Source organism: Rhizobium sp. NXC14 (assembly GCF_002117485.1).
Lineage (GTDB): Bacteria > Pseudomonadota > Alphaproteobacteria > Rhizobiales > Rhizobiaceae > Rhizobium.
Genome location: NZ_CP021030.1, coordinates 297,307 through 311,630, shown reverse-complemented (window position 1 = coordinate 311,630; position 14,324 = coordinate 297,307). Strand labels below are relative to the sequence as shown.

The 14,324-nt window shown below is 61.8% G+C and carries 15 protein-coding genes; 14 read left to right on the top strand and 1 reads right to left on the bottom strand.

Annotated elements, in window-relative coordinates; translation table 11 throughout:
- Positions 1–41 precede the first annotated feature (41 nt).
- From pmtA to NXC14_RS32845, 6 genes are all read left to right on the top strand, one after another.
- Complete coding sequence (gene pmtA, locus NXC14_RS01565; protein ID WP_085776670.1) at positions 42–641, top strand: phospholipid N-methyltransferase PmtA; 600 nt, start codon at positions 42–44, stop codon at positions 639–641.
- A gap of 1 nt (position 642) precedes the next feature.
- Positions 643–1,224 (top strand): histidine phosphatase family protein, encoded by a 582-nt coding sequence (locus tag NXC14_RS01560; protein WP_085776669.1) that lies wholly within the window; start codon positions 643–645, stop codon positions 1,222–1,224.
- Positions 1,225–1,230: 6 nt separating this feature from the next.
- Positions 1,231–1,938: an orotidine-5'-phosphate decarboxylase gene (pyrF, locus tag NXC14_RS01555; RefSeq protein ID WP_085776668.1), complete on the top strand. Its 708-nt coding sequence runs from the start codon at positions 1,231–1,233 to the stop codon at positions 1,936–1,938.
- 27 nt (positions 1,939–1,965) lie between these two features.
- On the top strand, positions 1,966–2,253 hold the full coding sequence (locus NXC14_RS01550) for a DUF1330 domain-containing protein (protein WP_085776667.1): 288 nt from the start codon (positions 1,966–1,968) through the stop codon (positions 2,251–2,253).
- A 109-nt stretch (positions 2,254–2,362) separates the two neighbouring features.
- Positions 2,363–3,343, top strand: a complete 981-nt coding sequence (locus tag NXC14_RS01545) for a complex I NDUFA9 subunit family protein (RefSeq protein ID WP_085776666.1) — start codon at positions 2,363–2,365, stop codon at positions 3,341–3,343.
- 315 nt (positions 3,344–3,658) lie between these two features.
- Positions 3,659–3,811, top strand: coding sequence for a hypothetical protein (locus NXC14_RS32845; RefSeq protein ID WP_041678526.1), 153 nt, complete (start codon positions 3,659–3,661; stop codon positions 3,809–3,811).
- Between the two features lie 231 nt (positions 3,812–4,042).
- Here the strand turns inward: NXC14_RS32845 and NXC14_RS01540 are convergent, their stop codons facing one another.
- On the bottom strand, positions 4,043–4,840 hold the full coding sequence (locus tag NXC14_RS01540; protein ID WP_085776665.1) for an undecaprenyl-diphosphate phosphatase: 798 nt from the start codon (positions 4,838–4,840) through the stop codon (positions 4,043–4,045).
- Positions 4,841–5,098: 258 nt separating this feature from the next.
- Between NXC14_RS01540 and NXC14_RS01535 the strand changes: the two genes are divergently transcribed.
- The 8 genes from NXC14_RS01535 (at position 5,099) to NXC14_RS01500 (ending at position 14,322) form a co-directional block, all read left to right on the top strand.
- The gene (locus NXC14_RS01535; protein WP_085776664.1) at positions 5,099–5,791 is read left to right on the top strand and encodes a glutathione S-transferase family protein; all 693 of its coding nucleotides are present in this window, start codon (positions 5,099–5,101) and stop codon (positions 5,789–5,791) included.
- 12 nt (positions 5,792–5,803) lie between these two features.
- The gene (gene queG, locus NXC14_RS01530; RefSeq protein WP_085776663.1) at positions 5,804–6,961 is read left to right on the top strand and encodes a tRNA epoxyqueuosine(34) reductase QueG; all 1,158 of its coding nucleotides are present in this window, start codon (positions 5,804–5,806) and stop codon (positions 6,959–6,961) included.
- Positions 6,961–7,830, top strand: a complete 870-nt coding sequence (locus tag NXC14_RS01525; RefSeq protein WP_085776662.1) for an SDR family oxidoreductase — start codon at positions 6,961–6,963, stop codon at positions 7,828–7,830. Before queG ends, NXC14_RS01525 begins: the two co-directional genes overlap by 1 nt.
- 409 nt (positions 7,831–8,239) lie before the next feature.
- The gene (locus NXC14_RS01520) at positions 8,240–8,602 is read left to right on the top strand and encodes a septal ring lytic transglycosylase RlpA family protein (RefSeq protein WP_085776661.1); all 363 of its coding nucleotides are present in this window, start codon (positions 8,240–8,242) and stop codon (positions 8,600–8,602) included.
- A 144-nt stretch (positions 8,603–8,746) separates the two neighbouring features.
- Positions 8,747–10,036 carry an RsmB/NOP family class I SAM-dependent RNA methyltransferase gene (locus tag NXC14_RS01515; protein ID WP_085776660.1) on the top strand — a complete coding sequence of 430 codons (1,290 nt, stop codon included), beginning with the start codon at positions 8,747–8,749 and terminating at the stop codon, positions 10,034–10,036.
- A gap of 195 nt (positions 10,037–10,231) precedes the next feature.
- Positions 10,232–11,509: an imelysin family protein gene (locus tag NXC14_RS01510; protein ID WP_085776659.1), complete on the top strand. Its 1,278-nt coding sequence runs from the start codon at positions 10,232–10,234 to the stop codon at positions 11,507–11,509.
- A 48-nt stretch (positions 11,510–11,557) separates the two neighbouring features.
- A complete protein-coding gene (locus NXC14_RS01505; RefSeq protein ID WP_085776658.1) occupies positions 11,558–13,222 on the top strand; it encodes a di-heme oxidoredictase family protein in 1,665 nt (554 codons plus the stop codon).
- Positions 13,222–14,322, top strand: a complete 1,101-nt coding sequence (locus tag NXC14_RS01500; RefSeq protein ID WP_085776657.1) for an imelysin family protein — start codon at positions 13,222–13,224, stop codon at positions 14,320–14,322. The genes NXC14_RS01505 and NXC14_RS01500 overlap by 1 nt, the downstream gene beginning before the upstream one ends.
- Positions 14,323–14,324: the final 2 nt, after the last annotated feature.

Sequence of the window (14,324 nt, the reverse complement as noted above, 5' to 3'; positions counted from 1 at the left end):
GGCATATTAAGACAGTCGATCAACATGCGGATGGGTGGAGAATGCGCTTACGGGTCAAGGTGAAGGAACACCTCGGGAAGAGATTTGACGAGGAAATCCGTTTCTTCCGGGGCATGATGCAGGGGCCGAAGACGGTGGGCTCGATCGTGCCGACCTCTTCGATTACCGCCAAGCGCATGGCCAGCGTCATCGATATGCATTCGGGGCTGCCAGTGCTGGAACTCGGCCCGGGCACTGGTGCCATCACCAAGGCCATCCTCGGCCGGGGCGTGAAACCGGAAAATCTGGTCGCAATCGAATATTCGACGGACTTCCACCAGCATCTGCTGCGGACTTATCCCGGCGTGCATTTCATCAACGGCGATGCTTTCGATCTCCAAACCACGCTCGGCGCATTCGGCGAGCAGACGTTCGATTGCGTCATCTCCTGCATTCCGCTCTTGAATTTTCCGATGGCGATGCGCGTCTCTCTGCTGGAAAGCCTGCTCGACCGCCTGCCGGCCGGCCGGCCTGTGGTGCAAATCTCCTATGGCGCGATTTCGCCGATCGCCGCCAATCCCGATCGTTATCACATTCAGCACTTCGACTTCGTCATGCGCAACATCCCTCCGGCGCAGCTCTGGATCTACCGCCGCGGCTGAGATGTTCGGACTTTATATCACCCACCCGCAAGTCAAGATCGATGCGAATGTTCCCGTGCCCAAATGGGGCCTTTCCGATGTCGGGGCTGTGCGCGCCCGCAAAGCTGCCGAGAGCGGCTGGGCCAAACGGCTAACCCGCATCGTCTCCAGCGACGAGACGAAGGCGATCGAGACCGCCGAAATTCTGGCGGCCGCCTCCGGTATCAGCATCGAGATCGTGCATGGCATGCACGAGAACGACCGGTCGGCGACCGGCTTCCTGCCGCCGCCGCAATTCGAAGAGGCGGCCAACTGGTTCTTTGCCCATCCGGAAAAAAGCTTCCAAGGCTGGGAGCGCGCCGCCGACGCGCAGGCCCGCATCGTCGCGGCGGTCAAGGCCGTTCTCGCCACGCATGATCCGGCCGCACCGATCGCCTTCGTCGGTCATGGCGGCGTCGGCACGCTGCTCAAATGCCATCTGGCGGGGCGGCCGATTGCCCGCGACCGCGACCAGCCGGTGGGCGGCGGCAATCTCTATGCTTTCGGCCTTGCGGATCTCGGCCTAACATGCGACTGGACGCCCATCGAAGACTGGCGGGGGTGACTTCACATGGACGCACGCGAGCGGTTGATCGTCGGCTTGGATGTTCCAACGATCGGCGAGGCGGAAAGACTGGTTTCCGGGCTCGGCGACGACATTCTCTTTTATAAGATCGGCTACCAGCTGGTCTTTGCCGGCGGCCTCGAATTCGCCCGCGACCTTGCCGCAAGCGGCAAGAAGATCTTTCTCGACATGAAGCTGCTCGACATCGACAACACCGTCGCGTCAGGTGTCGAGAATATCGCCAAGATGGGCATGTCGATGCTGACGCTGCATGCCTATCCGAAGGCGATGAGGGCGGCGGTGGAGGCCGCTGCCGGCTCCGGCCTCTGCCTGCTCGGCGTCACCGTGCTGACCTCGATGGATTCCGAGGACCTTGCCGAGGCCGGTTATAGCCAGGACCCGCACAGCCTGGTACTCAGCCGCGCCGGACAGGCCCGCGCCGCCGGCATGGGCGGCATCGTCTGCTCGGCGGCGGAGGCGGCCGAGGTGCGGGAGGTCGTCGGTCCCGACATGGCGATCGTCACCCCCGGCATTCGCCCGACCGGTAGCGACAAGGGCGACCAGAAGCGGGTGATGACACCTTTCGACGCGCTGAAAGCGGGATCAACCCATCTCGTCGTCGGCCGGCCGATCGTCAAAGCGCCCGATCCGAAAGAGGCGGCCCGCGGCCTCCTAAACGAGATGGTGAGCGCGCTCTGGCCGGCAAACCGCTGAACTCAAAAAGGCACAAGGGAGAAGATCATGGCCAAGGCATATTGGATCGCCCGCGTCGACGTTCGTAACGCCGAGCGCTACAAGGATTACGTGGCGGCGGCCAAACCGGCTTTCGAAAAATATGGCGCAAACTTCCTTGCGCGTGGCGGCGCCATCACCGAGCTCGAAGGCAAGGCGCGCGCCCGCAACGTCGTGATCGAATTCCCGTCGATGCAGCATGCGGTGGATTGCTATAACTCACCGGAATACCAGATCGCCGCGAAAATCCGCCACGAAGTGGCGGATGCGGAAATGGTCGTCGTCGAAGGCGTCTAAGCTGCGCGCTTCGCCAAAAACTGACGGCGCGATAGGCCTTCCCGTCGCCCCGGGATTGGGCTAATACGGGTGCCGACAAAGCATCCCCAAGCCTTTCGAGGAACCTGCCATGACCCTTGCCAACCTGCCGCCGCTCGTCACCGTGTTCGGAGGCTCCGGCTTCGTGGGCAGACACGTGGTGCGGGCGCTCGCCAAGCGCGGCTATCGCATCCGCGTCGCTGTGCGCCGGCCCGATCTCGCCGGCTTCCTGCAGCCGCTCGGCAATGTCGGCCAGATTTCCTTCGTGCAGGCGAACCTGCGCTATCGCAACTCGATCGACCGTGCCGTCGAGGGAGCAAGCCACGTCGTCAATTGCGTCGGAATTCTGCACCAGACCGGCCGCAACACCTTCGACGCGGTGCAGGAATTCGGCGGACGCGCGGTTGCCGAAGCGGCGCGCAATGCCGGCGCGACCCTCACCCATATTTCGGCCATCGGCGCCAACGCCAATTCCGATTCGGATTATGGCCGCACCAAAGGCCGCGCGGAAGCGGCTATTCTCTCCATCAAGCCCGATGCGGTGATCTTCCGTCCGTCGATCGTCTTCGGACCGGAGGATAGCTTTTTCAACAAGTTTGCCAACATGGCCCGCATGTCGCCTGTCCTGCCGCTGGTCGGCGGCGGCAAGACAAAATTCCAGCCTGTTTATGTCGAGGACGTCGCCGAGGCGGTCGCCCGCGCCGTCGATGGCAAGGTTGCCGGCGGCAAGATCTATGAGCTCGGCGGGCCCGAGGTGCTGAGCTTCCGCGAATGTCTCGAGACGATGCTGAAGGTGACGAACCGCAAGAACCCGCTGGTGTCCCTGCCCTTCGGCCTGGCTTCGCTGATCGGCAGCATCGCCTCGCTGATCCCCTTCGTGACGCCGCCGATCACGCCCGACCAGGTGCGCCTGCTCAAGCGCGACAACGTCGTATCCGCAGAAGCCGAGGCGGAAGGCCGCACATTGAAGGGACTTGGCATCACGCCGACCATGCCGGCATCGGTGCTCGGCTCCTATCTCGTGCAGTACCGTCCGCACGGCCAGTATACCGGCTCCGGCAAGGCTGCCTGACGATCTTTCCCGAGGAACGATAGCGCCGTCCGCCGGTCCCGCGGGCGGCGTTTGCTTTGCCGCAGCATGGCGTTCTTTGCGCGTCCTGAACGGCGTGCGGCTCTGCCATGCCGGCGCAAACTCGGCATGTTTTCCTGCCTGATATATCGAGCAGCGTTGCATAAAAGGCGCAGCGGAAATTTTGTGGAATTAACGTCAAATTTAGCAGGAACGTTTATTGCTATTTGTCATTCCACTGACTACCAAACCCCGCGCCTTCCAACGGACTCAACGTCTGGGAAGGCGTGCGGCAATCACTGTGAAAGGCATTTCTCGATGGGCAAGTCAATCGCGCTCCTTTTTGCGTGTGCGGCGCTGATTATCATGGCAGGTTCCTTCGTTGCGCCCGGTTCGGTCGCGGCGGTCAAGGGCGACTGCTCGCCGGCTTACGGCGTCGATCCTTGCTCGACGGCTTCGATCAGCCATTGACGAAAAGGCCGGCGCTTTGCGCCGGCATCCAAAAGACAAGCAATCGGGAACGCCGAACAAGGCGTTCCGCAATGACGGCTCGATATTGCCTGCTTCAAAGCGGCGACGAGCGTCCTTCCTCTCAAGATGTTCTGAAAACTCGACGCTTGCCGGCGAGCGGGTATCGTGCGCCAAATTCCGACAGGGCAATGCATTCGCGCCGGGAGCTGCGCGAATGCAGTTGCAGGTTGCTCAGGCGATCAAGCCGGTCGCGGCCATGCCGAGCAGCAAGACACCGAGAATGATGCGGTAGATGGCAAACAGCGTGAAGCGGTTGCTCCTTATATAGGCGAGCAGCCATTTGACGGCGATGAAGGCGACGATCGTGGAGACCACGAAGGCGATGGCGAGCGCCGTCCAGTCTTCACCTGCCGCGCCGCCGTCCTTGAAGGTCTTCAGCAGTTCATAGCCGCTTGCGGCATACATTGTGGGAATACCGACGAGAAAGGCAAATTCGGTTGCCGCGGCGCGATTGCCGGTGCCGGCCAGCAGGGCGACGAAAATGGTGGCGCCGGAGCGTGACGTGCCCGGAAAGACGCCGGCAACGATCTGGGCGATGCCGACCAGGATGGCGACGAGCCAGGTGATCTTTTTATGCGGCGGCCGGCGCGCGGCGGCCCATTCGGCAAAGATCATCCAGATGCCGCCGATGATGAGCGCCCAGGCGATCGGCGTCGCCGTCTCCGGCAGTTCGAAGCCGAGCTTCTTGACGACGAGGCCGAGAATTGCGGTGATGAGAAATGCGACGATCAGCTTGGCGGCATAGTCCCGATTCTCAGGCTCGCGCCAGCCGAGCACCAGATCCAGCAGACGGCGCCAGTAGATAATGGTGACGGCGAGGATGGCGCCCGCCTGAATGACGATATTGAACATGTCCGACCGATGGCCGAGCCATTGCTCTGCAATGATGAGATGGCCGGTGCTCGAGATCGGCAGAAACTCGGTGATCCCCTCTACGACACCGAGAATGGCGGCATTGATATAGTCCATAAATTATCTCCGGTTTAAAGGTCGTTCGGATCGAGCATTTCCTGCTGGAAATGTTCAGAGCTGCGTCTGAGCCGATCAGGCAGCCGTTATCCTCGTAGGCAAGACGTGTGTTTTGTCCCTTGTCAGATGGCATGAAAGCCGATTCGCTTGTATTGGCCGGGCCAAGCTCCTATAGCTTCAACCAATGAGTCATGACTAAGGCGCTATAAACAAGCTGCCACACAGTCCTGTAACAGCAATCATAAAGCCCGAGTATCGATGCCCACGCTTTATCATCATCCCATGTCCTCCGCATCTCGCTTCGTCCGGCTGATCCTGGCGGAATACGGCTATCAGGCGGATCTGATCGAGGAGCAGACATGGGAGAAGCGCCGTGATTTCCTGGCGCTCAACCCGGCCGGCACACTGCCGGTCTATGTCGACGACAGCATGCGGGCGCTCTGTGGCGCGAGCGTCATTTCCGAATACCTCGACGAGACACACGGGGTCTTGAAGCGCGACCGGCGGCTGCTCGCCGAGGATCCATTCCAGCGGGCGGAAATCCGCCGGCTGACCGAATGGTTCATGCAGAAGATGGAAAACGACGTGACGAAGCCGCTCGCACGTGAGCGTGTCTACAAGTTGCAGATGACCGCCGATCAGGGCGGCGGAGCGCCGGATTCGAAGATTTTGCGCACGGCCCGCGCGAATATCCGCCAGCATATGCGTTATCTCACCTGGCTTGCCGGCTCGCGCCAATGGCTGGCGGGAGAGCGGATGAGCTATGCCGATCTCGCCGCCGCCGCCTCGATCTCGATCCTCGATTATCTCGGCGAGATCGAGTGGGCCGAAGCCCCACTCGTCAAGGAGTGGTATCAGCGGCTGAAATCGCGCCCCTCCTTCCGGCCGATGCTCACCGAGCGCGTGCGCGGCCTGACCCCCGTTTCACACTATGCCGATCTGGATTTCTGACGAGGGCTCTTCATGCCCGAAGCTTATAGAGACGACAAAGAGCGGCGGCGCCGCGACAATTTGACCGACTTCGTTCGGGCGGAATCGGTCGCCAAAGGCTTCGATCTCTGCCGCATCACGCGCCCTGACGCGATCCCCGAAGCCAAACGGCGTCTCGGTGAGTTCATCGATGCCGGGCGGCACGGGACGATGGAGTGGATGGCGGAGACGCGCGAGCGGCGCGGCGATCCGCTGACCCTCTGGAGCGAGGTACGATCGGTCGTCGTCTTCGGCCTCAACTACGCCCCGGAAGAAGATCCGCGCGGCATCCTCGACAAGCCCGACAAAGCGGCGATCTCCGTCTATGCCCGCAACCGCGATTATCACGACCTCATCAAGGGCCGGTTGAAGGAGATCGCCACCCGCTTTGCGGCGCGGGCCGACGCCGATGTGAAGGTGTTCGTCGATACCGCGCCGGTCATGGAAAAGCCGTTGGCGGCGGCGGCCGGTATCGGCTGGCAGGGCAAACACACCAATCTCGTCAGCCGCACGCATGGTTCGTGGCTGTTTCTCGGCACGATGTTCACCACCGCCGATCTTGCCGTCGATGCGCCGGAAATCGATCATTGCGGCTCCTGCCGCGCCTGTCTCGACATCTGTCCGACCGCCGCCTTTCCGGCGCCTTACCAGATCGACGCGCGGCGCTGCATCTCCTATCTCACCATCGAACACAAGGGGCCAATCGACCCCGAGCTGCGGGTGCTGATCGGCAACCGCATCTATGGCTGCGACGACTGTCTCGCCGCCTGCCCCTGGAACAAGTTCGCAAGCTCCGCCTCCGAAATGAAGCTGCAGGCGCGCGAAGAGCTGAAGCAGCCGTCGATCGCCTTTCTGCTGACGCTCGACGACGCCGCCTTCCGCTCCTTTTTCAGCGGCTCGCCGGTCAAGCGGATCGGCCGCGATCGTTTCATCCGCAATGTGCTGATCGCTGCCGGCAATTCCCGCGAGAGGGCGCTCATCCCGCAATGCCGCCTACTCGCCGACGACGCCTCGCCGGTGGTGCGGGGGATGGCGGTCTGGGCGCTTTCAAGGCTGATGAAGGCTGACGAATTCTCGGCCTTTGCCGCGCAAAGAGTTGATGAAAGCGATGACGAGGTACGCAACGAATGGCGCCTGGCGGGAGTGAACTGATGCATGTGATGATCTTTGGCTGCGGTTTTTCCGGTACGGCGATCGCCAAGGCCTTCGCCGGCGACGGCGTGCGCGTGTCCGGAACGACCCGTTCGACAGAGAAGATGGAAGCGCTCCGTCGCGCCGGCATCGAGGCATTCCTGTTCGATGGCGAAACCTTGGAAGAGCAGCTCGTCCGGGCTTTGGCCGATGTCACCCATCTCGTGCAGTCGATCGCGCCGGGAAAGGCCGACCCGCTGCTGTGGCTGCTCGATAATGACGGCGCGAGCCTGCTGCCGAGGCTTGAATGGATCGGCTATCTCTCCACCGTCGGCGTCTATGGCGATCACAAGGGCGCATGGGTCGACGAGGAAACACCGTGCGTGCCCGTCTCCGGACGGTCGAAGGAGCGGCTCGAGGCAGAAGAGGGCTGGCTGGCAATGGGCGCGAGGCGCGGCGTGCCGGCGGCCGTGCTGCGGCTTTCCGGGATTTACGGGCCGGGCCGCAATGCCTTCTGCAACCTAGAAAAAGGCACGGCGCGGCGGCTGATCAAGAAGGACCAGGTCTTCAACCGCATCCGCGTCGAGGATATCGGCGCGGCGGCGCGCTTCCTGTCGGAGCGCGGGCTCGGCGGCATCTATAATGTCACCGACGACCAGCCTGGGCCGCCGCAGGATGTGATCGTCGAGGCGGCACGGCTGATGGGCGTCGAGCCGCCTCCGGAACAGGCTTTCGAAACCGCCGAACTGACGCCGATGGCGCGTTCTTTCTACGGCGAGAACAAGCGGGTTTCCAATGCGAAACTGAAGGCGGCCGGTTTCCGATTTTCCTTCCCGAACTATTCGATGTCGCTTGCTCAATTGTGGCAGGACGGGCGCTGGCGCGGGTAAATCCGAGCCGCTTAAGGTGACCGGGGTTATCACCCAAATTGAGTAGGAAATTCCTACTTTACACAGTTGGCAGAACAATTCTCGCCGCATATCATGGTTAACAGCCTTTGAATTTGCGCAAATGTGGCGGGAAATATGGCGAAGTCAGAAAAAATATTCCGTGATTTTTGTGAGGGCCGCGAAGTTTAGGGCGTCCCCGGAAAAATCATTTGAATTTTAGCTGATTTCATTGCGTTTTTTTCTCATATCGCCATGCGCGGCAAATTCTCATTTTTTATCAAGGGTCTGGCAAATATTACATACTGTAATATTCCGTGATCTAATGCGGCACTTTTTTGCCATTTTTCCACGGATTTAAGCCCCGCCGCCTGCCAGGGCGTCGAGTTCAATAGTTGAGGGATACTCCGTTTTGAAGAAAATCAGCCGTTCTATTATCGCTGCCGCAACTATTGCAGCCTGCTCTTCCATGCTTCCGGCGGAAGGTTTTGCTGCAAATGGCTGTGGCGGTGCTTCGTGGTACGCTCTTCACTCCAAAACTGCTTCCGGAGAACGTATGAACCCCGCCGTCTTGACTGCCGCGCATCGTTCGCTCGCATTCGGCACCAAGGTCAAGGTCACCAACCGCAACAATGGGCGCACCGTCGTCGTCCGCATCAATGATCGCGGCCCGTTCATCCGCGGCCGTGTGCTCGATCTGTCGCGCGCCGCCGCACAGAATATCGGCATGGTGAGCTCCGGCACGGCGAAGGTCTGCTACCAAGTGATCAGCTAAGTCCGGAGCTTGCAACCGGCTGCACCGTCAGCGGCGCTTGCTCTTGCCGCCAATCGCGGTTACCACGCGATCGAAACCTGTAAACAATCCGCCCGACCTCTGGGTGCGGATCGTTCGCACGGTACGGCAACAGGAGATATGTGAATGCGTCTGGGCGGCCGCCTCGAAGGGGCGATTTCTGTGCTCGCGGACATCGATGCCCGCAAGCGACCCGTCGCCGACGCACTCAAGGACTGGGGCCTTGCCCATCGCTTCGCCGGTTCCGGCGATCGTGCCGCGCTCGGCAACATCGTCTACGACGCCTTGCGCATGCGGCTTTCGCATGCCTGGCTGATGGATGACGACAGCGCTGCGGCCATTGCCCACGCCGTCATGTTCCGTCAATGGGGTTTCACGCCCGAAAGCCTTGCCGCCGAGCTGGCCGACGACAAATTCGCGCCGGCGCCACTTTCACCCGAAGCCCTTGCCGCCTTTAGCAGCCGCTCGCTCGAAGACGCGCCACCGCATATCCGCGGCGATATTCCCGAATGGGTTCAATCCTCCTTCGAACAGTCTTTCGGCACGGGCTGGCTCGCCGAAGCACAGGCGCTCGCGGCCCGCCCGACGCTCGATCTGCGCGCCAACATTTTAAAGGCTTCGCGCGACAAGGCGGTCAAGGCGCTCGAAAGAGCCGGCGCGCATGCGGCGAAGATCGCCCGTTACGGCATCCGGATTGCCGCAGGCGAAGGCGCCTCGCGTCTTCCCAACGTGACAGCCGAGCTTTCGTTCCAGAAAGGCTGGTTCGAAGTTCAGGACGAGGGTTCGCAGATCGTCGCCGATCTGGTGCAGGCGCGCGATGGCGAACAGATCCTCGATTATTGCGCCGGCGGCGGCGGCAAGACGCTCGCCATGGCCGCCGCCATGCAAAACAAGGGCCAGGTTCACGCCTATGACGCCGATCGCAAACGGCTGGCGCCGATCATCGAGCGGCTGAAGCGGGCGGGCACGCGCAATGTCCAGGTGCATGACGACGCCAGAGGGCTTTCGGGCCTTGCCGGGCGCTGCGACAAGGTGCTGGTCGACGCGCCCTGCACCGGCACCGGCACATGGCGCCGCCGCCCCGATACTAAATGGCGGCTGACGGCGAAGAACCTCGACGAACGCACCGCCCAGCAGCAGGACGCGCTGGCGCAGGCAAGCGGCTTCGTCAAACCGGGCGGTGAGCTGATCTACGTCACGTGCTCGGTGCTGCCTCAGGAAAATGAGGAGCAGGTGCGCCGCTTTACGGCCAGGAATGCTCATTTTGAGATCGTCAGCGCCCTGCCCGCCTGGGACGCTCTCTTCGGCAAAGACGCGCCGCGTCCGCACTCCTCCGATGGTCTGACGGTGACGCTGACACCGGCTTCCACCGATACGGACGGCTTCTTCTTCTGCCGCATGCAGCGCAAGGGCTGAGACCCCCGCGAGAGCCGCAGATTGGGACCGCCATTTCGGGAAAGTGACGGTGGTGTTTTCAGGCCGATGCAGCTGAAAGAGTGGCTGTTCCGGCTCGCCCCCAGTTAAAATCATTCCAAACTAGAGCGTTTGACACCAGTTTACTTTTGCGCGAAGAGACGGAGCCCGACGGAATATCCGTCACAGGAGAGGATTATGAAGCTCAACAGCAAATTCCGCGCAGCCGTGCTGGCGATTGCTCCCGCCGCTCTGCTCGCCCTTCCCGCGCAGGCCGAGACCGAAGCTAGCGCCGTGGTGAAACATTATGCCGAAGTGGCGCATGCCAAATACGAGGACTCGCTGACGACGGCCAAGGCGCTCGACGCCGCCATCGACGCCTTCCTGAAGGCGCCGACCGATGAGACGATGAAGGCCGCCAGGGATGCCTGGGTCAAGGCGCGCGTGCCCTACCAGCAGACCGAAGTCTATCGTTTCGGCAATCCGATCGTCGACGACTGGGAAGGCAAGGTCAATGCGTGGCCTCTCGACGAGGGCCTGATCGATTATGTCGATGCCGCCTACGGGACAGAGAGCGACGAAAACTCGCTCTATGTGGCCAATGTCATCGCCAACAAGACGATCAAGATCGACGGCAAGGATGTCGACGCCTCGAAGCTGACGCCTGATTTCCTCTCCGGCACGCTCGCCGAAGCCGGCGGCATCGAAGCCAATGTGGCGACCGGCTATCACGCCATCGAATTCCTTCTCTGGGGCCAGGATCTGAACGGCACCGGTCCGGGCGCCGGCAACCGCCCGGCAACGGATTACGACCTCAAGAACTGCACGCACGGCAATTGCGACCGGCGCGCCGAATATCTGAAGTCCGCCTCGACCCTGCTCGTTTCCGACCTGCAGGAAATGACCGACAACTGGAAGCCGGACGGGGTGGCGACGAAGAACGTCGAAGCCGATCCGAAGGCCGGTCTCGTCGCCATCCTGACCGGCATGGGCTCGCTCTCCTACGGCGAACTTGCCGGCGAGCGCATGAAACTCGGCCTGCTGCTGCACGACCCGGAAGAAGAGCATGATTGCTTCTCGGACAATACCTACAATTCGCATCTCAACGACGCGATCGGCATCGCCGCCGCCTATACCGGCAACTATACCCGCGTCGACGGCACCAAGCTCAGTGGCCCGTCGCTGCACGACCTCGTCGCCGCCAAGGACAAGGCGCTCGATGCCGAGCTGGAAGGCAAGCTCGACAAGACGCTCGATGCGATGAACGCCATGGCCAAGCGTGGCGAGACGGTCGAGAAGTATGACCAGATGATCGCCGAGGGCAACAAGGAAGGCAATGCCGTCGTCCAGGCCGCCATCGACGGGCTGATCGACCAGACGAAGTCGATTCAGCGCGTTATTGCCGCACTCGATCTCGGCACGGTTCAGCTTGAAGGTTCCGACAGCTTGGATAATCCTAACGCCGTCTTCAAATAAGCAAAAAGGCGGGCCGCCTCGACAGCCGGAGCGGCCCGGACTCTTGAAATGCCGTCTATTACCTCCCTCATTCCTGTGTCCTCAGGTCTCCGCCAGAGGGTTAAACCCGAGGAAGGGAATGTGGGAGTAGAGCGGGCAACGCGCGCCAGCACCGTTGAGTTTGCCGGGCGGCACGCTCGTCTCTCCTCAAAATCCCACCTGTCTCTCCGCATCGCCACCTTCGCCGCCCTTGCAGGAGCGCCCCTCGCTCTCGCCTACGGCTTCGACTTGCCGACCAGACGAACGGACCTTTCCGAGGCCGATCTCAAACGCGTTGCCGACGTCACGCGGCCAACCGAGAATTTTTCCAAGGCCGAACAATACGAAGCGATGCAGGCGGGTGCTACGACCTCGATCGACCCTGTCAATGAAGACAGCTTCTCGCATATTTCCGCCAACATCCCCCTCGAGGAAGAGCAGAATTTCAAGCTCGGCAATGCTCTCTTCCGCAAGCTCTGGGTGTCCGCTCCGTCCTCGACGCAGGCCTCCGACGGCCTCGGGCCGCTCTTCAACGCCCGCTCCTGCATGAGTTGCCATGTCAACGACGGCCGGGGCAGACCGCCGGAGGGGGCCACAAGCGCCACCTCGATGTTCCTGCGTCTGGCACGCGCGGCGATCACGCCGGAGGAAGAAAAGGCGATCGCCAATGCCGACGTGGTGAACTTTCCCGATCCGGTCTATGGCCATCAACTGCAGGACCTTGCCGTCCCCGGCCTTGCCGCAGAAGGCCGGATGGCGATCACTTATGATGTGGAGACGGTGACGCTCGGCGACGGTGAAAAAGTATCGCTTCGCCGGCCGCATTATGCGGCGACGAACCTCGCTTACGGGCCGCTCGACAAGGCGACGACCATTTCGGCGCGCGTGGCCCCGGCGATGATCGGCCTTGGGCTGATCGAAGCCATTCCGGAAGCGGACATTCTTGCCCATGCCGATCCTGATGATGCAGATGGCGACGGCATTTCGGGCAAGGCGGCGATCGTGCGCGACCATCGCAGCGGCAAGATCGCACTCGGTCGTTTCGGCTGGAAGGCGCAAAACGCCACCGTGCGCGATCAGAGCGCCGATGCCTTCGCCAACGATATCGGCATCTCGACGCCGGACCAGCCGGATGCACATGGCGATTGCACCAAGCCGGAAGAAAAATGCCTTGAGATGCCGACAGGGGTGCAGAAACGGCTGGGTGCAGAAGAAGCCCCAGGCCCCGTTCTCGACCTCGTGACCTTCTATTCCGAAAATCTCGCCGTGCCGGCGCGGCGCAAGGCGAGCTTTCCCGAGACACTGCGGGGCAAGCGGATTTTTTACGAAACCGGCTGCATTTCCTGCCATGTGCCGAAATTTGTCACCCGCCGGGATGCAGCCGAAAAGGCGCAATCCTTCCAGCTGATCTGGCCCTATTCCGACTTTCTCCTGCACGACATGGGCGAGGGTCTGGCCGATGGGCAACAGGTCGGGCTTGCAAGCGGACGTGAATGGCGCACGCCGCCGCTATGGGGTATAGGACTGACCCGGACTATCAGCGGACACAGCTTTTTCCTGCATGACGGCCGCGCGCGAAATGTCACCGAGGCGATTCTCTGGCATGGCGGCGAAGCTGAAAAGGCCCGCAACGCTTTCTCCTTCCTGTCGAAAGACGACCGGGCGGCCCTGATCACATTCCTGGAGTCACTTTGATGCGCCTTTGGCACCCCCTGCTCTGCCTCACTCTGATCGGCCTCGCCACATCGGCGGCCGCTGAGACCGCCGCTCCTCCGGCAGGGCTGAATGAGGATGCCGTTCCCGCCGTCATGCAGCGCGCCGTCGATGAGGTGATCCGCCCCGGCTATCGCAATATGCAGCAATCGGCCGCCCGGCTGACGACCGCGATGAAGGATCTCTGTGACGGCGGCACGCAACAGACGCTCGACAAGGCGAAATCCGCCTTCGACGACACGATCCGCTACTGGTCGATCATCGAGATCGTCCAGACGGGGCCGGTCATCCAGGACAATCTCTTCGAGCACATCCTGTTCTATCCCGACCGCAAGGGTGTCGGCCTGAAGCAGGTGCAAGCGCTGATCGCCAAGGCGGATCCTAAGGACGCGACCGTCGATGCGATCGCCGGCAAGAGCGTCGCGCTGCAGGGCCTGACGGCGCTGGAATATGTGCTCTATGGCAACGGCTCCGACGATCTCCTCAAGCAGAAGGGCGGATTCCGCTGCCTTTACGGTGCTGCGGTCGCCGGCAATATCCAGCGTGAGGCAGGCGAAGTCGTCGCGGCCTGGGAAAAACCCGATGGCGTGCAGGCGAGCTGGAAACATCCGGGCCCGCAGAGCAATGATTTCATGGACAACAAGGAAGCCGTGACTGCGCTGCTCGGCATTCTCGTCCACGGCGCAGAGAATGTCCGCGACCAGCGGCTGGAGCAGTTCTACAAGGGCAAGGACACCGTGCCGCGCCCGCGCATGGCCATCTACTGGCGTTCAAAGAACACCTGGAAATCGATGGCCGCCAATCTGGAAGGCCTGCGCACGCTCTGGCAGAAGGCCGGCATGGCCGAGCTTCTGCCGACGGACAAGCGGTCGGTCGCCGCCTCGATCGACGCGGATTTCAAATCGCTGCTCGACAGCGTGCCGAAGCTCAATCCCGACATTGACGTCGCCGTGAGCGATGCCGAGAAGGCCAAACTCGAAGCGTTGCTCGCCGACAGCCGCCAGCTGATTACCAGAATCAGCGACGAATATGGCTCGGCCATCGGCCTTTCGGCCGGCTTTTCCTTTTCGGACGGAGACTGAAG